Raw genomic sequence first — 19,244 nt, 5'->3', positions numbered from 1 at the left:
CATCGTCCGGCATCCCCGGCCGGACCACCACCACGAGGAGTCCCCATGCGCATCCGGTCGTCCCGTCCGACCCGCAGAGCAGCGGCAGGCGTGCTCGCGGGCTGCGTCGCCGTACCGTTCCTCGGCCTGGCGGCGGGCCCGGCCCGGTCCGCCTCCGCCGACACCGCCCCTCCCGTCGGCGGCCCCCTCTCCACCGCCGCCAGCACCGGTGGTCCCCCCTCCACCACCGCCGCCGCCACCGGCACCGCCACCGGCGACACCGCCACCGGCGACACCGCCACCGGCGACACCGCCACCACGGCCTCCGCCGGTTCCGGCGCCTGTGCGGCTCCCGACCGGGCGGCGCTGGCGGGCTTCTTCGACCGGGCGGTGCCGGACCGCCTCACCCGCGACCGGGTGCCCGGCGCGGTGGTGTCGGTGGTGGCCGGTGACAGGGCCGTCTTCACCGGGGGGTACGGCCTGGCCGACACCCGGCGGGGCGTCGCGTTCGACCCCGCCCGCTCCCTGGTCCGGATCGGCTCGATCACCAAGCTGTTCACCTGGACGGCCGTGATGCAGCAGGTCGAGGCCGGCCGCCTCGACCTGGACGCCGACGTGAACCGCTACCTGGAGGCGTTCAAGGTGCCGTCCACCTACCCGGAGCCGGTGACCCTGCGGACCCTGATGGACCACACCGCGGGCTTCGAGGAGCGCGTGGTCGGCATCGGGGCGCGCACCGCCGCCGACGTGCCGCCGCTCGGGGAGGAGCTCGCGGAGCACCTGCCGGCCCGGATCCGGCCGCCGGGCGAGATCTCCGCCTACTCCAACCACGGCGCCGCGCTCGCCGGTCACCTGGTCGCCGAGGTCACCGGGGAGCCCTACGACGCCTACGTGCAGCGCCACCTGCTGGCACCGCTCGGCATGACGCGCAGCACCGCGGCCGAGCCGGTGCCCGGTCACCTCGCGGCCGACCTCGCCCGCGGCCACGACTCCGACACCGACCCCCTGGAGGCCGTCCCCTTCACCTTCGACCGGCTGCCCCCCGACGGGTCGATCAGCGCCACGGCCGGCGACATGGCCAACTTCATGATCGCCCAGTTGAACGGCGGGCGCTTCCGCGGCGCGGCCGTCCTCGGCCCGGAGACCGCGGAGCGGATGCACCGGCGCTCCTTCGCCGCGGACCCCCGCCTGGGCGGCTACGCGCACGGGTTCATGGACCGGACCTTCAACGGCCACCGGGTGCTGATGCACGACGGCAGCTGGGAGGGCTTCCAGAGCGCCCTGGTCCTGGTTCCGGGGTGTGACCTCGGGCTGTTCCTGTCGGCCAACGGCACCGGCGGCACCGAGACGCTGGGCGAGCTGACCCTGGCGTTCCTCGACCGGTTCGCCCCGCCCGGGGCGGCCGCCGAGCCCGCGCAGGAGGCGGATGCGGCGGCCCCGGCGCCCCCGCTGTCCAGGACCGCCCCGCAGGCGGGCTTCTACACGCCGACCCGGCACAACGAGTCGACGATCGAGAAGATCCTGGTCCTGCTCGGCCCCTCCCGGCTGACCGTGGACGGCGACGGCACCGTCCGCTTCAAGGGCGCCGAGTGGAAGCCCCGGGGCGACGGCCTGTACATCCGGGCGGACGGTAGGGACCGCCTGGTGTTCCTCCAAGGCCGGGACGGACGGCGCTACGCGGCCACCGACGGCCCCGCCCACCAGCTGATGACCGCCGCGCAGGGCCCGATCCTCAACCTGGTCGTCCTGCTCGCCTTCGCGGTCGCGGCGGTCAGCGCGCTCGCCGTGCCCGTGGCGGCGCTGTGGCGGCGGGTGCGCCGCCGGCCCGCCGCCGCCACGGCCGCCTGGCGGGCGGCACGCGCGCTGGCCGCCGGTGCGGCCGGGGCGGGCCTCGCGTTCCTGGCGCTGCTGGCGGTCCAGCTCTTCGGGGACACGGGGGACTTCCTGTACGGCCCGACGACCGGCATGCAGGTCCTGCTCGCCGTACCCCTCATGGTGCTCGCCATGACGGCCGTGGCCGGGGTGTGCACCGTGAAGGGGTGGCGGGGGGCGGGCGTGGCCGCGCGCGTCCACCAGGTGGTCCTGTTCGCGGGCCTGGCGGCGCTGGTGTGGTTCCTCTGGCAGTGGAACCTCATCGGCTGGCGGTTCTGAGCGGGGACGGAGCACGGACGGTCCCGGACGCGGGCGGGGGCGCACCGGCGGGGGCGGGTCGCGGCCCCGCCGGGACCCGTCCGGCAGGGATCCGCTCGCCCGGGACCCGTCAGGTCTGGGCCCGTCCGGCCGGACGGCACGTGTCCTCCGGCCCCGCACGTCGTGCCGTCACCGTGACCTCCGGTACTTATCCGGCCGGGTCCCCCGCTCCTACCGTCGGACCGTTCCCAGTCCTCACGGAAGGAGTTCCCGTGTCACTCTCCTGGATGTCGCGCTTCGGCATGGTGTGCGGCGTCGTCCTGGCGCTGTCCGTCGGCCTGCCCGGGGCGGTCGAGGCGTTCACCGGCGAGACCGCCGCGACCAGTATCGTCCTCGGTCTCGGAATCGCCTTCGGCCCGCCCGCGCTGACCGCCTTCCACCTGCGTCAGAGCTCCGCCTCAGGCCGTTTCGGCGCCATCGCGTACGCCGTGAACATGATCGGGCTCAGTCTCTTCGCGGGTGTCGTCTTCGCGCTCAACCTCGTCGTCTTCTTCCTCGACCCGGCGGTGGTGAAGGCGCTGCTCGCCGGGCCCACCAGGATCGCGTTGCTCGGGGGCATGGTGCTCTTCGTCGTCGGGACCGCGCTGTTCTCCGTGTCGATGTTGCGCACCGGGGTCTTCCCGCGCGTCCCCGCCGTGGGCTACGGCGTCACCCTGGTGCTGCTGGCACTGCTCGCGCCGCTGCCGGACACCCCGCTGAACAGCGTCGTCCACGTGCTGGTCGCCGCATCGCTGATCTGGCTGTCGCTGTCGCTGCGGCAGGGCGAGGCGTCGCCCCGGCGGGCGGCCGTGCCGTACCGGACCGCGGGATAGCCGGGTGGAGCGGCGTACCGGAGCATGGGACGGCCGGATGGAGCGGCGTACCGGACCGGGACGGCGTATCGGACCGCGGGACGGCCGGACGGAGCGGCGTACCGGACCGCGACGGTGTACCGGATGGCGGGACGGGCGGGTGGAGCGGCGTGCGGTCCGGCCGTAGTCTGGCGGGCATGTCCCTCTCCCGCCCCGTGCCGTGGGTGTCGCCCGTGCTCTACGGCGCGGTGCTGGCGGCGGGCGTGTACGCCTGGCTGGCCGGGTTCGGCGACACCCGGCCGGCGCTGTTCGCCGGCGGCCTGGCCGCGCTGGCCGGGCTCGACCTGCTGGAGGCGCGCCGCCACCCGGAGGGCACGCCCCGGCGGCAGGCGGCCGTGCTGCTCGGCGCGCGGATCGCGCTGTTCGCGGCCGTCGCGGCCGCCGACGGGTCCGGACTGTCGCGGGCGCTGTTCGTCCTGGTGCCGTTCACCGCGTACTTCGCCTTCGGCCGCACGGCCGCGGTCGTGCTGGCCGTGGCCTGCGCCCTGTCCCTGGCGGTGGCGGGCGCGGTGGCCGACCCGCGCTGGTACGCCGATCCCGAGCAGGTGTCCGACCTGCTGATGTTCTCCGTGGGGCTGGTCCTGGCCGTCGCCATGGCCGCGGTGGCGGTGGAGGAACGGCGGGCCAGGACCGAACTGGCCGCCTCCGCCGCCAGGGTCGCCGAGCTCTCCGCCGCGGCCGAGCGCAACCGGGTGGCCCGGGACATCCACGACGACCTCGGGCACCACCTGACGGCGGTCGTCGTGCTGCTGGAGAAGGCCGCGGCCTTCCGGGAGCTGGACGCCGCCACGGCGGACCGGGCGATCGCGGACGCGCACGGTTCGGCGCGGCGCGCGCTGGGCGACGTCCGGCGGTCGGTCCGCACGCTGCGCGAGGAGGGCGGCGGCTCCTTCAACCTGGCGGACGCCCTGGCCGAGCTGGTGGAGGGACAGGCGGACGACGGCGTGGCCGTGGCCCTGGAACTCGCCGGTGATGAGCGCGGACACGATCCGGCGGCGCTCCGGGCCGTCTACCGGGCGGCCCAGGAGGGCATCACCAACGCCAGGCGGCACGCGCGCGCCACCCGCGTCACCGTGGCCGCGACCCTGGGCGCGGCGGGTGCCGAGCTGGTGGTCAGCGACGACGGCCGCGGGTTCGCGCCGGAGAGGGAGGGGTACGGCCTGCTCGGCATGCGGGAACGCGTGCACCTGGCCGGGGGGCGGGTCGACATCGGCGCCGCCCCCGGCGGCGGGACCCGGCTGACCGTCACGATCCCCCGGCGGACCGCCCCGTGACCCCCGCGAGCCCCGCGAGCCCCGCGACCTCCGAGACTCGGGAGATCCCCGTGGTCGCCTCCGCGGCCCCGAGGGGACACGGCCGCGCAGGGGTGCCGACGAGTCCGAGGACGCCGGTGCCCACGGGGAACCCCGCATCCCCGGAGACCTCCGACCGGGCGGTGCGCGTCCTGGTCGTCGACGACCAGCGGCTCATCCGGGAGGCCGTCGCCTCGCTGCTCGGCATCCAGCCCGGCATCACCGTGGTCGGCACGGCGGCGGACGGGCACGAAGCGGTGGAGCAGACGGTCGCGCTGGCGCCCGACGTGGTGCTCATGGACGTCAGGATGCCCGGGATGGGCGGGGTCGAGGCCGTCGCCGCCCTGCGTGACCGCGCCCCCGGCATCCGGGTGGTCATGCTCACCACCTTCGACGACGAGGAGTACGTCGTCCAGGCGCTGCGCGCGGGCGCGACCGGCTACCTGCTCAAGGACGTGCCGGCCCGGGAACTGGCCGCCGCCGTACGGCTCGCGCACGCCGGCATCGCCCAGCTCGACCCGGCGGCGGCGGCGCGGCTGGCGTCGGTCCTCGCGGTCCGGCCCGGCGCCGGGCCGGACGCCTCCCTGACCGCCAGGGAGCTCGACGTGCTCCGGCTGATCGCCCGGGGCTCGACCAACCGGGAGATCGCCGAGCGCCTGTTCCTCAGCGAGGGGACCGTGAAGAACCACATATCGCGCATCCTCCACCGGCTCGGTCTCCGCGACCGCACCCAGGCGGCCGTCTACGCCCGTGACCACGGCCTGGGGTGACGCCGGGCGCCGTCCTCCGAACCAGGCCCCCGGCAGCGGCGTCCGCGCCGGGCTCCGGCGCCGTCCTCCGCACCGGGTCCCGGCGCCGCCCCTCGCATCAGGCTTCGGCGATGGCGTCCGCACGGGCCCCGGCGGCGGGCCCGGCATCGGCCCCTGCACCGGACCTCGGTGGCGGTGCCCGGTGCCCGGCGGGCCACGCGGCGGATCCCCAGCCAGTGATCTTTCCTATTGATTACATGATTACAGATCATGCATAGTGGACCGGAGGATTCGATCCCGCCCTCCGGAGGACGACCATGATCGTGGAGTACATCCGCTACCGCATCCCCGACGACCGGTCGGCCGCGTTCGAGGAGGCCTACGGCAGGGCGGCGCTCCTCCTCGCGCGGGCGCCGCAGTGCGCGGACTACGAGCTCAGCCGCTGCGCCGACGACCCCGCCTCCTACATCCTGCGGATCACCTGGACCTCGGCCAAGGACCACCTGGAGGGGTTCCGGGGAGGCGAGCTGTTCCCCGGCTTCCTCGCGGAGGTCCGGCCCTACGTCGGCATGATCGAGGAGATGCGCCACTACGAGCCGGCCGCGGTGCGCGGCACCGGCGGCGCCGTCCCCACCCTGTACGACTGGATGGGCGGGACCGAGGCGCTCGAACGCCTCACCGAGCGGTTCTACGAGACGGTCCGGGTCGACGACGTGGTCGGGCCGCTCTTCGCGCACATGGACCCCGGCCATCCCCGCTACGTCGCCATGTGGCTGGCCGAGGTCTTCGGCGGCCCGGCGCGCTACACCGGCGAGCGCGGCGGTTACGCGCACATGCTGGGCATGCACCTGAACCGGGCGATCACCGAGGCCCAGCGCCGCCGCTGGGTGAGCCTGCTGGCCGACGCCGCCGACGAGGTCGGCCTGCCCGACGACCCGGAGTTCCGTGCGGCGTTCATGGGTTACATCGAGTGGGGCACCCGCCTGGCCCTCGCCAATTCCCAGCCCGGGGCCGCACCCGTGCGGCAGGCGCCGGTGCCGCGGTGGGGCTGGGGCGTCGCGCCGCCGTACCAGGGCTGAGACGCCGCGGGACCCCCGCGGGAATTTTCCGCGGGGGTCCCGCCGTGTGGTGCCGGCGGCGGTCGGCGCGTCACCGCCGGGTGCGTGCGACGGGCTCCGGGCGGAGGGGCGAGGGGGAGCGGCTCGGCGCCTCAGGTGAGGGCCGTGGCCGTCAGGGCGAGGACCGATGCGCCGAACACCACGGTGTGCCGCAGGTTCTGCAGGGTCCAGGTCCAGGCGGGGAAGTCGTCCTCGGCCGCCTTGAGGAGGGCGGGCACGTCGATGCGGGCCAGCGCCGGGTCGCCCTTGCGCCGGAAGGCGGTCTGCACGGACTTCGCGGCGGTCAGCTGGCTGTACAGGATGAGGCCGTTCGCGACCAGGACCAGCGACTGGAAAATCCAGGTCAGGGGCCGGGCCCAGTCGCCGCCGGACAGGTTGAGCGCGGCCAGCGCCGCCATCACCGCGGCCACCGCGGCCGGGGCGGCGGTCTCGTGCCCGCCGGCGTCGAACCGCATCCCGTTCTCGGCCAGGACCGTGGTCCGCACGCCCTGACGGGCCAGTTCCGCCTGTGCGCCGGCCATCGCGACGGCTCCGTAGCGGTGCCGGACCAGCGGGATGCTCAGAAAGGCCGCGGCGACGAGCGACTGCATGACGGCGGTGAAAACGCTCACGGAAGCTCTCCTTCATCGGGCGCCCCGGAGGCGCCGTCTTTACTTTCACTAAGTTCAAGTGAACCGTAACCCGCCGATTGAACTAAGTGCAAGACGCTTCTTGAACTTTGTGCAAGAACGGTTGGATGCCCTATCGTGAGCCCATGCCGCGCGACACGCTGACCAAGGAGCAGATCGTCCGGACCGCGATCGAGCTGCTCGACGACGAGGGTCTGGACGGCCTGAACATGCGCAGCCTGGGCAGGCGGCTGGGCGCCGCGGCCACCGCGGTCTACTGGCACGTCAAGAACAAGGACGACCTCATCCTGCTCGCCGGCGACCGGGTCTGGGACGAGATCGACCTGCCCGACCCGGATGCGGCCGGCTGGCGCGCCGCGGCCACCGCGATGGCCACCGGCCTGCACGCCATGCTCAGCCGGCACCCGTGGCTGGTGCAGGCCTTCGGCACCCATCTCTTCCACGGTCCCGGCAAGGCGCGCCACGACGACCGCAGCCTCGCCGTCTACGAGGCGGCCGGCTTCACCGGGGAGCAGGCCGACCGCGCCGCCGCCGCCGTCTTCACCTTCGTGCTGGGCGACGTCCTGGGCGCCTCGGCCATGGTCTCCCTGACCCGGCGGCTGAGCCGCGACGGCGCGGACGCCGAGGCGCTCATCGCCGACACGATGGTCAGGGCACGCGAGGTCGCCATGGACTTCCCCCGGCTGCGCGCCCGCCTCGAGACCCCGATGGCCACCGACTACGCCGCCGCCCCCGAGCGGACCTTCGAGTACGGCCTCCAGGCCCTCCTCGACGGCCTGGAGGGCCGGCTCGGCGGCCTCCACCCGGACGCCTCCCGGGCATAGCGTGCCGGACCGGCGACGCTAGGCGGCGGGTTCGAGGAGCACGCAGCAGTTGTCCGGGCAGGGCCGCAGCCGGGCGGTGAACCGTTCCGAGGCGTTCAGGCCGTCGAGGCAGCCCCGGGCCAGGGCGGCGTTCACCGAGCAGACCAGCTCGGTGTCGACCGCGCGCATCCGCTGGAACGGGCAGTTCGTCAGCAGCACGGAGCCGCCGTCGGCGGCGGGCTCGTAGCCGAGCCGGCCGAGGAGGTCCCAGAGCGCGTCGGGGGCGCCGGAGGCGGCCTGCTCGGCGGCCAGCCCGCGGCCGAGCCGTACGGCCGCGCGGACGGCGGCCTCGGTGAACGACTCGGAGGGCAGGTGCTCCCGGGCGGCGCGGAGCAGGATCTCGGCGAGCAGCTCGTAGCGGCGCGGCGGCACCGAGGCGTTCAGCTCGCGCCGGGCGGCCCGGTAGCGCTGGGCGGGACGGCCGCGGCGGCCGGTGCCCGCCGGTTCGTCGACCGTCGTGACGAGCCGGGCCTGTTCGAGCTTGAGCAGGTGGAACGCGACCAGGGTCCGGCCCATGCCGAGGGCCTCGCAGACCTCCTGGCGGGTGCACGGCCCGTTGGCGGCCAGGAACTCGTAGAGGCGGGCCCGTTGCGGCTCGGACAGCAGGCCGAGTGCCTCGAGGTCCCCCGACGTCGCGTCCATGGACTCCACCGTAGCCGAATCTCAAATTTCGCCAATTCTGGTTGACGTAATTGGGGGCCGACGGAATATTGAGCACGGCAGTTGGCGGAAATGGCACGAGCGATGGGGGAAGCGATGCGTCCGACGCACCGGGGACGAGAGGTGAGCCGATGAGGGACGAACCGATCGGCGCCGGACCGGCGATGGGGCTCGACCGGTTCTGCGGGCCGGTGCTCTCGCTCTTCCGCGCCGTGACGGGCCTGCTGTTCCTGTTCCACGGGCTGGCGTCGATCTTCGGCGTCCTCGGCGGCAACCGCGGCACCGGCCAGGCCGTGGAGTTCGGCGCCTGGCCCGGGTGGTGGGCGGCGCTGATCCAGCTGGTCTTCGGGGCCCTGGTGCTCACCGGGCTCCTCACCCGCATCAGCGCGCTGATCTGCTCCGGCTCGATGGCGTACGCCTACTTCGTGGTGCACCAGCCGGACCACCTCCTGCCGCTGCTCAACGGCGGAGAGCTCGCGGCGCTGTTCTGCTGGTCGTTCTTCCTCGTCGCGGTGCTCGGCCCGGGGCCGTGGGCGCTCGACGCGCTCCTGCGCCCCCGGGGCCGGAGCGGGCCGGCGGTGGCGGTGGTCGCGCGGGACGGCCGGTCCGCCGCGCGGTTACGGGCCGGCGGAGGCGGGCGGCGTCCTGACGGTCCCGGGACGAGTGACGGAGGTCACATCTGAGACCGTGAAAGCGGATCGGCGGATCGGGCGATAAGAAGCGACCGCCGATCCGTCTTCGAGAGGGTGCACATGCCGGGGAGACCATCGTGACCGCGCCGCCCCGGGCCGCCCTGTCCGCGGAGGGGACCGGTCGGACCCTGCCCGCGGTGGAGGCCGGTCGGACCCCGCCCGCGGAGGGCACCGGGACCGGCCCGTTCTCCCTCGACGACCCGGAGGCGTTCGGCGCGGTCTTCGACGCCTGCTTCGCAGAGATCCACCGGTACGTCGCCCAGCGCCTCGGCCCCGACCACGCCGAGGACGTCGTCGCCGAGACGTTCCTCACCGCGTTCCGCAAGCGGGCCTCCTACGACCCCTCCCGGGCCGGCGTGCGGGCGTGGCTGTACGGCATCGCCACCAACCTCGTCGGCAGGCACCGCCGCCTGGAGGTGCGCACGCTGCGCGCGCTCGGGCGCCACGGCCCGGACGCCGACGCCCCCGGCCACGACGAGCACGTCGCCGCGCGGGTCAGCGCGCAGAGCCTGCGGCCGGAGCTCGCGGCGGCGGTGGCCGGGCTCGACCGGCGCGACCGCGACGTCCTGCTGCTGGTCGCCCTGGCCGGGCTGAGCCACGAGGAGATCGCCACCGCACTGGGCATCCCGTACGGGACCGTCGGGTCCCGGCTCAGCCGGGCCAGGAAGAAGCTGCGCGCCGCGCTGGGCGGCGGCAACCCGATGCTCGACCCTGAGGAGACCGGCCGTGGATGAGCTGAGGACGCTCCGCGAGCTGTACGGCGAGCCGCAGGCCGACCCGTTCCTCAAGGCCAGGGTCCGCGGCCGGGTCGAGGCAGGGGTCCGCGACCTGCCGGACGCCGGTGCCCGCCGGGGCCCGGTGGCCTGGTTCCGCCGGGGCCGGGGGGCCGGGCGTCCGGGCGTCGGACTCCTCCGGGGCCGGGGGACCGGGAATCCAGCGGTCGGACTCCGCCGGGGCCGGGGGGCCGGGCGTCCGGGGACCGGACTCCTCCGGGGTCCGGGGGCGGGATCGGGACGGAGCCGTCTGCGGCGGCCGTGGGCGCCGGTCGCGGCAGGGCTCGCCGCCGCCGTGGCGGTGGCGCTCGTGGTCCCGGGGGCGACCGGCGGTGAGCCGGGCGGCCCGGGCGGGCCGGACCGGATCACGACGGTCTCCGGGCGGTCGGTGCTGCTGGCGGCGGCGAGCACGGCCGCCGCCGAGCCCGCGGCGACCGGCGCGTACTGGAGGGTCAGGAAGCTGCACCGGCAGACCCATCCGGAGCCGCTCGGCCGGGGCGGGAACCGCTACCGGCTGGTGGAGTCGCGGGTCACCGAGCAGTGGGTGGCCAGGGACGGCCGGGTCTGGTCGGGTTCCCGGGCGCTGGGGGCGCACCCGGCCGACGAGGACGCCTGGCGACGCGACGGCTCGCCCGCCGAGTGGTCCAGCCGGGGACGCCTGCTGTCCACCGCGGCGGAGGAGGGGCGGCTCACGGCGGCCACGGGCAGGGTGCCGTTCAGCATGGCCGGCCGCGCGATGACCTTCGAGCAGATCCAGGGGCTGCCGACCGATGCCGCCGCGCTGAAGGAGTGGGTGAGCGGGGCGGTGCGGGAGGGACGGGCGGCCGGCGCCTCCGGGGCCGATCCGCTCGACTCGTTCGACGGCGTCGTCGCCGACGCGCTGAGCGGCCTGCTGTGGAGCAAGCCGTCGCCGCCGGCCGTGCGGGCGGCCGCCTACCGGGCGCTGGCGGAGCTGCCGAACGTCCGCTACCTGGGCGAGGCGACGGACGAACGGGGCCGCAGGGGCGCCGCGTTCTCGTTCGACCTGCGGGCCGCTCCCGCCGTCCGGCGGACGCTGATCATCGATCCCGGCGACTCGCAGGTGCTCTCCGCCACGGTCGCGGGCCCGCCGGGGTCCGGAGGAGACCAGGTGGAACTGGTGCTGGAGGCGGGCTGGACCGACGACGAACCGGCCGCGCCCGGCCTGCCGTAGCCCGCCTCACCGGGTGGTCTCCGGGGCCGGCCCGTCCCATCGGGCCGTTCCCTCGTCCCGGCCCGCCCGTGCGGACCCCCGGCGACCCGCGGGCACGCGGGCGCAGTCCGCGAGCGCGCAGGGGCCGCTCGCGCCGTTCATTGGAGCAAGCATTTGTTCAAGCACGTCATCACGGTGCCCGGCCCCGCCGTGTACCGGCCCGCCGTACCGGTCCGGCTGCGCCGCGCGGGCGCGGCCTTCCTACGGGCCTTCCCGCGGGCCTCCGGGCAGCGGTCCGCGCTGCCGTCCCTCCGGGCGGGCGAGGGCCCGGCCGTCTGCGTGCCCGGCGGTTTCCCCGCGATCGACGCCGCGGAGGTCCTGCGGGGCCGGGTCGTGTTCGCCGGCCTCCCGCCCGTCGACCTGGGCACCGGGGGGATCGACTGGCTCGCCGACCCGCACCGGAGCCGCTCCTGGGCGCTCAACCTGCACGCGCTGCGCTGGATGGGCGGCCTGGTCGTGGAGTACGAGCGCTCCGGGAACCGGGAGTTCCTCGACCGCGCCGCCGCGATCGCCGAGGACTGGGTGCGCGGCAACCCCCAGGGCGGGGCCGGGGTCAGCCCGTGGGCCTGGGCCGAGCACCCGGTCGCGCTGCGCGGCCCGGCGCTGGTCTGCCTCAGCGCGCACGTGCGCGCCGGCTGGCTGCGCCGGAGCCTGGCCGAGCACGGCCGGGTCCTGGCCGATCCGGCGCTCTACCGCCGGGGGCACAACCACGGCCTGGACCAGGACATCGCGCTGCTGACGGTCGGACGCCGCCTCGGCCACCGGCCCTGGCAGGATCTGGCCGTCCGGCGGATGACCGCCTCGGCCCTGCTCGCGATCGACGGGCAGGGCGCGCTGCACGAGCAGGCGCCGCGGTACGGCCTCTACGTCCACCGGCGGCTGGGGGTCGCGCTGGAGACGATCACCAGGTGCGGGATGGAGGTCCCGCCCGCCCTGGCCGCGCGGCGCGCGGCGCTGGAGTCCTACGTCGCCCACGCCACCCAGCCCGACGGCAGCCTGGTGCCGATCGGCGACGGCCCGGCCGGGGTGCGCCCGGTGGGATTCCCCGCCCGGCGGGAGACGGTGCGGGTGTTCGACGCCGGCTACGTCTTCGCCAGGACCGCCTGGGACGACCCGGCCTCGGCGTACTACTCGATCAGGTTCGGCCCCGGGCGCAGGCTGCACGGCCACGAGGACCACCTGGGCGTCACCTACCACGCCCGGGGCCGCGCGGTCCTGGTCGAGGCGGGCTTCCACTCCTACGAGCGCACGCCGTACCAGCGGTGGACGGCCTCGCCCGAGGCGCACAACGTCCCGGTCGTGCCGGGAGCGACGTTCCGGGAGGGTACGGCGACGCACCTGGTGAGCGCGTCCACCGGCCCGGAGCGGCAGTGCTTCCGGCTCACCGACGACGCGTACGGCGTCCGCCGCACCCGCTCGGTCCTGGTCGTCCACGGCGCCGACCTGATGGCCGTGCTCGACGAGGTCCCGGCCGGGTCGGCGCTGCGCAGCCTCTGGCACTTCGACCCGTCGCTCACCGTGGTCTCCGTCCGCGACGGGCGGGTGGTGCTGGCCGACGGGGAGCGGCGGGTGACGCTGGTCCAGCTCTCCCCGGCCTCGGGCCTGCCGCTCGGCGGGCAGGAGGTGGAGCACCGGGAGATCGCGACCGGGCACCTCCGGACGGCGCGGTCGGCGACGGTGCTCTCGCCCGCGGCGCGCTCCGTGCTGACCCTGATCGTCCCCGGCACCGGTGATCCCGAGGTCACCTGCGCCGGCGGCCGGGCGACCGTCCGGACCCCCGGCGGCCCGGTCTCCTTCCCGCTCTCGCTCGACCGGTGACGGCGTCCGGCCGGAGCCCCGGGAACCTCGACCGGTGACGGCGTCCGGCCGGCACCCCGGGAACGAGGACGTCCGGGCCGGCCCGCGCGGGCCGGCCCGGACGCCGGGATCATCAGGCGAGGTCGAACCGGTCGAGGTTCATGACCTTGTCCCATGCCGCCACGAAGTCCTTCACGAACTTCTCCTTCGCGTCGTCGCTCGCGTAGACCTCCGCGAGCGCGCGCAGCTCGGAGTTCGCCCCGAAGACGAGGTCGGCGCGGGTGCCGGTCCACTCGATCGAGCCGGCGGCGTCGCGGCCCTCGAAGGTGCTCGCGTCGTCCGACGCCGACGTCCACTCCGTGCCCAGGTCGAGCAGGTTGACGAAGAAGTCGTTGGTCAGCACCCCGGGCGTCTTGGTGAAGACGCCGAACGGCGACTGCCCGTGGTTGGCGTTCAGGACGCGCAGGCCGCCGACGAGGACCGTCATCTCGGGGGCGCTCAGGGTCAGCAGGTTCGCCCGGTCGAGCAGGAGGTACTCGGCCGGCAGCCGGTTGCCCTTGCCGAGGTAGTTGCGGAACCCGTCGGCCGCCGGCTCGAGCGCGGCGAACGACTCCACGTCGGTCTCCTCCTGCGAGGCGTCCACGCGGCCCGGCGTGAAGGGGACCTCGACGTCGAAACCGGCGTCCCTGGCGGCCTTCTCGACGGCCGCGCAGCCGCCGAGCACGATCAGGTCGGCGAGCGAGACCCGCTTGCCGCCGGTCTGGGCGGCGTTGAAGGCCTCCTGGACCCCCTCCAGGGTGCGCAGCACCGGCGCGAGCCGGTCGGGGTCGTTGACCTCCCACCCGTTCTGCGGCTCGAGGCGGATGCGGGCGCCGTTGGCACCGCCGCGCTTGTCACTGCCGCGGAAGGACGAGGCCGACGCCCACGCGGTGAACACGAGGTCGGACACGGTCAGGCCCGAGGCGAGGATGTCGCCCTTGAGGGAGGCGACGTCGGCGGCGTCGACGAGCTCGTGGGTCCGCTCCGGGAGCGGGTCCTGCCAGATCAGCACCTCGCTCGGGACCTCCGGGCCGAGGTAGCGCGCGACCGGGCCCATGTCGCGGTGGGTCAGCTTGAACCACGCGCGGGCGAAGGCGTCCGCGAACTCGTCGGGGTTCTCCAGGAAGCGCCGCGAGATCTGCTCGTAGATCGGGTCGAACCGGAGTGCGAGGTCGGCCGTGGTCATCCCCGGGGCGTGGCGCTTCGACGGGTCGTGCGCGTCCGGGACGGTGCCGTCACCGGCGGCGCCCTTCGGCTTCCACTGGTGGGCGCCGGCGGGGCTCTTGGTCAGCTCCCACTCGTAGCCGAACAGGATCTCGAAGAAGCTGTTGTCCCACTGGGTCGGGGTGTTCGTCCAGGTGACCTCGATGCCGCTGGTGATCGTGTCGCCGCCCTTGCCGGTGCCGAAGGTGCTCTTCCAGCCCAGGCCCTGCTGCTCGATCGGGGAGGCCTCGGGGTCGGGGCCGACGTGCTCGGCCGGGCCCGCGCCGTGGGTCTTGCCGAAGGTGTGGCCGCCCGCGATCAGGGCGACCGTCTCCTCGTCGTTCATCGCCATCCGGCGGAAGGTCTCACGGATGTCGCGCGCCGAGGCGAGCGGGTCCGGGTTGCCGTTCGGGCCCTCCGGGTTGACGTAGATGAGGCCCATCTGCACCGCGGCGAGGGGGCTCTCCAGCTCCCGGTCGCCGCTGTAGCGCTCGTCGCCGAGCCAGGTGGTCTCGGGGCCCCAGTAGACGTCCTCGTCGGGCTCCCAGACGTCCGCGCGGCCGCCGGCGAAGCCGAAGGTCTTGAAGCCCATCGTCTCCAGGGCGACGTTGCCGGTGAGGACCAGGAGGTCGGCCCAGGAGATCTTCTGGCCGTACTTCTTCTTGACCGGCCAGAGCAGGCGGCGGGCCTTGTCGAGGTTGGCGTTGTCCGGCCAGCTGTTGAGGGGGGCGAACCGCTGCTGGCCGGCCCCGGCGCCGCCGCGGCCGTCGGTGATCCGGTAGGTGCCGGCGCTGTGCCAGGCCATCCGCACCATGAGCGGGCCGTAGTGGCCGAAGTCGGCCGGCCACCAGTCCTGCGAGGTCGTCAGGACCTCCGCGATGTCCCGCTTCACGGCCGCGAGGTCGAGGCTGTTGAACGCCTCGGCGTAGTCGAAGTCCTCACCGAGGGGGTTGGCCACGGCGGGGTTCTTCGCGAGGATCTTCAGGTTGAGCCGCTCAGGCCACCACCGGTGGTTCCCGCCGCCCTGGGCGGGGTGCGAGGCACGGCCGTGCGCGACCGGGCAGCCGCCGCCCTCCTCCGCCTTCGGGTCGGTGACGATCGCGTCGTGGTTCTCGGACATGGAAATCCTTCCGGACTGAGGGACGAGAGGTGTTCAGGAGTCGCTGGTGGAACAGGCGGGGCACAGGCCCCAGTAGATGACCTCGGCCTCGTCGATCGAGAAGCCGTGGGCATCGGACGCGGTCAGGCAGGGCGCCTCGCCGACCGCGCAGTCGACGTCGGCGACGACGCCGCATGACCGGCACATGACGTGGTGGTGGTTGTCCCCGACGCGCCCCTCGAACCGGGCCGGGCTGCCGGCCGGCTCGATGCGGCGCAGGAGTCCCGCCGCGGTGAGCGCGTGGAGGGCCTCGTACACGGCCTGGAGGGAGATGTGGCCCACACGGTCGCGCACCCCGGAGGCGATCGCCTCGACGTCGAGGTGGTCGCCGGCTCGGACGGTCTCGAGGAGCGCGACGCGGGCGGCCGTGACCCGCAGGCCCACCCCGCGCAGCTCCTCGGCGGTGGTCGGAGTCTCGGGTGCGGTCATGGCGCCAAACCTACCTCCATAAACACGAATGACTCAAGAGAGCGAATGACTTAAGTCTAATGTCCAACCGAGCGGGGTTCGTCCCGTTCCGCTGAGCGGGGTTCATCCCGTCCCGTCCCGTCCCGTCCCGTCCCGTCCCGTCCCACCGCGGCGCGGTACGGCACGGCGCGGTGCGGCTACGATCGTGGCGGCGGTGACGTCCCGGACCGCCTCCCCCCGCCCGCGGCGACCTCGCGGCGCCTCATCCCACCCGCACGTGCCTTAGGAGAGCCTCGCCCATGGGCGCCGACCATTCCCACGGTTCGCACGGCCACCTCCCGGCGGGTTCGCGGGCGACGGTCCGGGCGATCCTGGCCGTGATCATCCCGTTGGCGGTCGTCACCGTGGCGGCGCTGGTCTGGCTGTGGCCGGCCGGACCGGTCTCCACCGCGCAGCAGCCGGCACTGCAGCGGGTGAACGGGACCATCACCGCGATCACCCTCACCCCCTGCCCGGAGGAGCCGCCCATCGAGGGGGAGCCGCAGGCCGCGCCGCCCGCGCCGGACCCGGCCACCTGCGGCGACGCCCGCGTCCGGCTGACCAGCGGCCCGCAGGCCGGCGGGGACGTCGTCTCCCCGCTGCCCAGCGGCCCGGGCGCGCAGCGCTTCGCCGCCGGCGACGACGTGGTGCTCATCCACACCCCCGACAGCGAGCTGGAGGTGCCGCCCTACCAGATCTCCGATCACGACCGGTCCTCGCCGCTGCTGCTGGCCGGCGCCGCCTTCGCGCTGGCGGTGATCGCGTTCGGCCGCTGGCGCGGGGTGATGGCCCTGGTCGGACTGGGCATCACCTTCGTGCTCCTGCTGGCGTTCGTCATCCCGGCGATCCTGGCCGGTGAGCCGCCGCTGCTGGTGGCCGTCGTCGGCGCCGCGGCGATCATGTTGACCGTGCTGTATCTCACCCACGGGTTCACCGTCACCACCTCGGTGGCGATCGTGGGCACCGTGGCCAGCCTGACCCTGACCGGCGCGCTGGCCTACGCCGCCATCGGCGTCGTCCAGCTCAACGGCATCACCGACGAGAGCTCCTTCTACCTCGACACCAGCCACCGCATCAACACCCAGGGACTGCTGCTGGCCAGCATCATCATCGGGTCCCTGGGCGTACTGGACGACGTCACCGTCACCCAGGCCGCCACCGTCGCGGAACTGGCCCACGCCAATCCCGGGTACGGGTTCGCCCGGCTGTACCGGGCCGCGGCCCGGGTCGGCCGCTCCCACATCGCCTCGGTGATCAACACGATCGTGCTCGCCTACGCCGGCGCGTCGCTGCCGCTGCTGCTGCTGATCAGCGTCGGCGAGCAGCCCCTGGGCGAGGTGCTGACCAACCCGGTGCTCGCCCAAGAGATCGTCCGCAGCGTGGTGGGCACCCTCGGGCTGATCGCGGCCGTGCCGATCACGACCGCGCTGGCCGCCCTGACCGGCGCCCGCCGCGCCGACTCCGACCACGACCACGGCGACCCGCCGCGCCGGGCCCGTCACCGGCGGCCGCCGCAGCCGCTGTCCGACCCGGTCACCTGAGCCGGTCCGGCCGCCGGACGGGTTCCGGAACCGTACAGGACGTGCCGGAGGCCGGGCCGTACAGGACGCCCGGAAGGCCGGCCGGGCGGTTCACCGGGTGTCCGGCCCGCCGCGGGGGCGGGCGGAAAACCGCTCGCTTCCTCCTCGTACGCTGCGGCAACATGGCCACGGTGGGGTCGGCGTTCGGGAGGGCTGATGACTGTGCTCGGATCGCCGGAGGGCTCCGGAGACGGCCCGCCCGTGCGGAGATCGGCGGTTCTGCTGGCGCTGCGCCACTACTGCGGTGAGCTGAGGCGTCAGTGGCGGGTCGCGGTTCCCGCGCTGACGCTGCCGGCGATGGGGAACATCTGCCTGTATTACCTGGCGCCGCTGGCGGTGGCCGGGCTCGTGGGGCACCTGTCGGGCGGCGGGGACGGCTCCGTCGACGCGCTGCTGCCCTACGTGCTCGGGTTCGGCGCGCTGCTGCTGGCGGGCGAGGTGCTGTGGCGGGTGGGGCTGCACTTCCTGAACCGCACCGACGCCCGGGGCATCGAGAGGCTCGGCGTGGTGGGCATGGACGCGCTGCTGGCCAAGGACGCCGCGTTCTTCCACGACAACTTCGCCGGATCGCTGACCAAACGGGTGCTCGGATTCTCCTCCAGGTTCGAGGACTTCGCCGACACGCTCACGTTCTCGATCATGGCCAAGGTGGTCCCCCTGGCCTTCGCCTCGGTGGTGCTGTGGCGGTACCACCCGCTGCTGGTCGTCGTGCTCCTGGGCCTCATCGTCTTCACCGCCGTCCTCGTCGCCCCGCTCATCCGCCGCCGCCAGGCGCTGGTCGACGAACGCGAGGCCGCCAAGGTGCGGGTGTCGGGCCACGTCGCCGACGTGCTGTCCAACATGGACACGGTCCGCGCATTCGCCGCGGAGGAGCGCGAAGCCGTCGAGCACCGGGCCAGGCTCGCCGAGCAGCACCGGTTGTCCCTGCGCTCCTGGGACTACGGCAACCTCCGGGTGGACACCGTGGTCGCCCCGCTGTCGGTGCTCACCAGCACCGCGGGCCTGCTCCTCGCCGTGGCGCTCCGCGGCGGCCTCGGTGTGGAGGCCGTCGTGGTGACGTTCACCTACTACTCGAACGCGATCAACATCATGTTCGAGTTCAACCAGATATACCGGCGCATGGAGAGCGTGCTCACCGAGGCGGCCCAGTTCACCGAGCTGCTCCTCGTGCCGCCGACCGTGGTGGACCCCCCCGACCCGCAGCCGCTGCGCCCGGCCGACGCGGGCGTCCGCTTCGAGCGGGTGAGGTTCGCGTACGCCGACGGCCCGCCGCTCTTCGAGGACCTGGACCTGGACATCCCCAGCGGGACCAAGATCGGCCTGGTCGGCCAGTCCGGCGGCGGCAAGAGCACCCTCACCCGGCTGCTGCTGCGTCTCATGGACGTGGACGGGGGCAGGATCCTGGTGGGCGGGCAGGACATCTCCCGGCTGCGCCAGGCCGACCTGCGCGGCCTCATCGCCTACGTCCCCCAGGAGCCCGCCATGTTCCACCGGTCCGTGCGGGACAACCTCGCGTTCGCCCGGCCGGGCGCCACCGACGCCGAGATCCTCCGGGCCGCGCGGGCGGCGCACGTCACGGAGTTCGTCGAGTCCCTGCCGGACGGGTTCGACACCCTGGTCGGGGAGCGCGGCGTCAAGCTCTCCGGCGGCCAGCGGCAGCGCGTCGCGCTCGCGCGCGCCATCCTGCGCGACGCCCCGATCCTGGTGCTGGACGAGGCGACCAGCGCCCTGGACTCCGAGAGCGAGATCCTCGTCCAGGAGGCCCTGTGGCGCCTGATGCAGGACCGCACCGCGCTCGTGGTCGCGCACCGCCTGAGCACCGTCGTCCGGATGGACCGGCTCGTCGTCCTCAACCGGGGGCACATCGTGGAACAGGGCAGCCACGCCGAGCTGCTCCAGGCCCGGGGCCCCTACGCCCGGCTCTGGCACCACCAGTCCGGGGGCTTCCTGGCGGAGGACGACGCTCCGGACGCGGTCCACCGCTGACCGGCA

General features: G+C 74.5%; 16 protein-coding genes. 12 read left to right on the top strand and 4 right to left on the bottom strand.

Going from position 1 to position 19,244, the window contains the following annotated elements:
* The first annotated feature begins 45 nt into the window (after nt 1-45).
* From HS048_RS02855 to HS048_RS02835, 5 genes are all read left to right on the top strand, one after another.
* Entirely contained in the window at nt 46-2,130 is a 2,085-nt protein-coding gene (locus HS048_RS02855) for a serine hydrolase (RefSeq protein WP_196466068.1), read from the top strand.
* Between the two features lie 251 nt (nt 2,131-2,381).
* Nucleotides 2,382-2,981: a hypothetical protein gene (locus HS048_RS02850; protein ID WP_084008929.1), complete on the top strand. Its 600-nt coding sequence runs from the start codon at nt 2,382-2,384 to the stop codon at nt 2,979-2,981.
* A 176-nt stretch (nt 2,982-3,157) separates the two neighbouring features.
* On the top strand, nt 3,158-4,294 hold the full coding sequence (locus HS048_RS02845) for a sensor histidine kinase (protein ID WP_196466067.1): 1,137 nt from the start codon (nt 3,158-3,160) through the stop codon (nt 4,292-4,294).
* A gap of 116 nt (nt 4,295-4,410) precedes the next feature.
* Nucleotides 4,411-5,082, top strand: coding sequence for a response regulator transcription factor (locus tag HS048_RS02840; protein ID WP_196466066.1), 672 nt, complete (start codon nt 4,411-4,413; stop codon nt 5,080-5,082).
* Nucleotides 5,083-5,378: 296 nt separating this feature from the next.
* Nucleotides 5,379-6,140: a group II truncated hemoglobin gene (locus HS048_RS02835; RefSeq protein ID WP_068902624.1), complete on the top strand. Its 762-nt coding sequence runs from the start codon at nt 5,379-5,381 to the stop codon at nt 6,138-6,140.
* Between the two features lie 131 nt (nt 6,141-6,271).
* Here HS048_RS02835 and HS048_RS02830 read toward each other — a convergent pair whose 3' ends face one another.
* Nucleotides 6,272-6,790: a hypothetical protein gene (locus HS048_RS02830; protein WP_196466065.1), complete on the bottom strand. Its 519-nt coding sequence runs from the start codon at nt 6,788-6,790 to the stop codon at nt 6,272-6,274.
* A 143-nt stretch (nt 6,791-6,933) separates the two neighbouring features.
* Here HS048_RS02830 and HS048_RS02825 point away from each other — a divergent pair, with 143 nt between their 5' ends.
* Nucleotides 6,934-7,632, top strand: a complete 699-nt coding sequence (locus tag HS048_RS02825; protein ID WP_196466064.1) for a TetR/AcrR family transcriptional regulator C-terminal domain-containing protein — start codon at nt 6,934-6,936, stop codon at nt 7,630-7,632.
* Nucleotides 7,633-7,650: 18 nt separating this feature from the next.
* Here the strand turns inward: HS048_RS02825 and HS048_RS02820 are convergent, their stop codons facing one another.
* On the bottom strand, nt 7,651-8,313 hold the full coding sequence (locus HS048_RS02820) for a metalloregulator ArsR/SmtB family transcription factor (RefSeq protein WP_068902904.1): 663 nt from the start codon (nt 8,311-8,313) through the stop codon (nt 7,651-7,653).
* A 149-nt stretch (nt 8,314-8,462) separates the two neighbouring features.
* Here HS048_RS02820 and HS048_RS02815 point away from each other — a divergent pair, with 149 nt between their 5' ends.
* The 4 genes from HS048_RS02815 (at nt 8,463) to HS048_RS02800 (ending at nt 12,845) form a co-directional block, all read left to right on the top strand.
* Complete coding sequence (locus HS048_RS02815; protein ID WP_230880701.1) at nt 8,463-9,014, top strand: DoxX family protein; 552 nt, start codon at nt 8,463-8,465, stop codon at nt 9,012-9,014.
* A gap of 86 nt (nt 9,015-9,100) precedes the next feature.
* Nucleotides 9,101-9,757: an RNA polymerase sigma factor gene (locus tag HS048_RS02810; RefSeq protein WP_307832345.1), complete on the top strand. Its 657-nt coding sequence runs from the start codon at nt 9,101-9,103 to the stop codon at nt 9,755-9,757.
* Nucleotides 9,750-10,988, top strand: coding sequence for a CU044_5270 family protein (locus tag HS048_RS02805; RefSeq protein WP_196466063.1), 1,239 nt, complete (start codon nt 9,750-9,752; stop codon nt 10,986-10,988). Before HS048_RS02810 ends, HS048_RS02805 begins: the two co-directional genes overlap by 8 nt.
* A gap of 153 nt (nt 10,989-11,141) precedes the next feature.
* Nucleotides 11,142-12,845: a heparinase II/III family protein gene (locus HS048_RS02800; RefSeq protein WP_230880700.1), complete on the top strand. Its 1,704-nt coding sequence runs from the start codon at nt 11,142-11,144 to the stop codon at nt 12,843-12,845.
* 112 nt (nt 12,846-12,957) lie between these two features.
* Here the strand turns inward: HS048_RS02800 and katG are convergent, their stop codons facing one another.
* Entirely contained in the window at nt 12,958-15,186 is a 2,229-nt protein-coding gene (gene katG / locus HS048_RS02795; protein ID WP_196466062.1) for a catalase/peroxidase HPI, read from the bottom strand.
* Nucleotides 15,187-15,219: 33 nt separating this feature from the next.
* Nucleotides 15,220-15,654 carry a Fur family transcriptional regulator gene (locus tag HS048_RS02790; protein ID WP_068902639.1) on the bottom strand — a complete coding sequence of 145 codons (435 nt, stop codon included), beginning with the start codon at nt 15,652-15,654 and terminating at the stop codon, nt 15,220-15,222.
* 278 nt (nt 15,655-15,932) lie between these two features.
* On the opposite strand from HS048_RS02790, the gene HS048_RS02785 reads away from it, so the two are divergent.
* On the top strand, nt 15,933-17,213 hold the full coding sequence (locus HS048_RS02785; RefSeq protein ID WP_196466061.1) for a YibE/F family protein: 1,281 nt from the start codon (nt 15,933-15,935) through the stop codon (nt 17,211-17,213).
* A gap of 195 nt (nt 17,214-17,408) precedes the next feature.
* Nucleotides 17,409-19,238 carry an ABC transporter ATP-binding protein gene (locus tag HS048_RS02780; RefSeq protein ID WP_230880699.1) on the top strand — a complete coding sequence of 610 codons (1,830 nt, stop codon included), beginning with the start codon at nt 17,409-17,411 and terminating at the stop codon, nt 19,236-19,238.
* The last annotated feature ends 6 nt before the right edge of the window (nt 19,239-19,244 follow it).

Source organism: Planomonospora sp. ID91781 (assembly GCF_015711595.1).
GTDB lineage: Bacteria > Actinomycetota > Actinomycetes > Streptosporangiales > Streptosporangiaceae > Planomonospora > Planomonospora parontospora.
This window is presented reverse-complemented; position numbering and strand designations above follow the sequence as displayed.

What these genes read in the sequence shown, in the direction of transcription:
- HS048_RS02855 (WP_196466068.1), top strand. Translation starts at nt 46, where the DNA reads ATGCGCATCCGGTCGTCCCGTCCGACCCGCAGAGCAGCGGCAGGCGTG.
- HS048_RS02845 (WP_196466067.1), top strand. Translation starts at nt 3,158, where the DNA reads ATGTCCCTCTCCCGCCCCGTGCCGTGGGTGTCGCCCGTGCTCTACGGC.
- HS048_RS02835 (WP_068902624.1), top strand. Translation starts at nt 5,379, where the DNA reads ATGATCGTGGAGTACATCCGCTACCGCATCCCCGACGACCGGTCGGCC.
- HS048_RS02825 (WP_196466064.1), top strand. Translation starts at nt 6,934, where the DNA reads ATGCCGCGCGACACGCTGACCAAGGAGCAGATCGTCCGGACCGCGATC.
- HS048_RS02820 (WP_068902904.1), bottom strand. Translation starts at nt 8,313, where the DNA reads ATGGACGCGACGTCGGGGGACCTCGAGGCACTCGGCCTGCTGTCCGAG.
- HS048_RS02815 (WP_230880701.1), top strand. Translation starts at nt 8,463, where the DNA reads ATGAGGGACGAACCGATCGGCGCCGGACCGGCGATGGGGCTCGACCGG.
- katG (WP_196466062.1), bottom strand. Translation starts at nt 15,186, where the DNA reads ATGTCCGAGAACCACGACGCGATCGTCACCGACCCGAAGGCGGAGGAG.
- HS048_RS02790 (WP_068902639.1), bottom strand. Translation starts at nt 15,654, where the DNA reads ATGACCGCACCCGAGACTCCGACCACCGCCGAGGAGCTGCGCGGGGTG.
- HS048_RS02785 (WP_196466061.1), top strand. Translation starts at nt 15,933, where the DNA reads ATGGGCGCCGACCATTCCCACGGTTCGCACGGCCACCTCCCGGCGGGT.
- HS048_RS02780 (WP_230880699.1), top strand. Translation starts at nt 17,409, where the DNA reads ATGACTGTGCTCGGATCGCCGGAGGGCTCCGGAGACGGCCCGCCCGTG.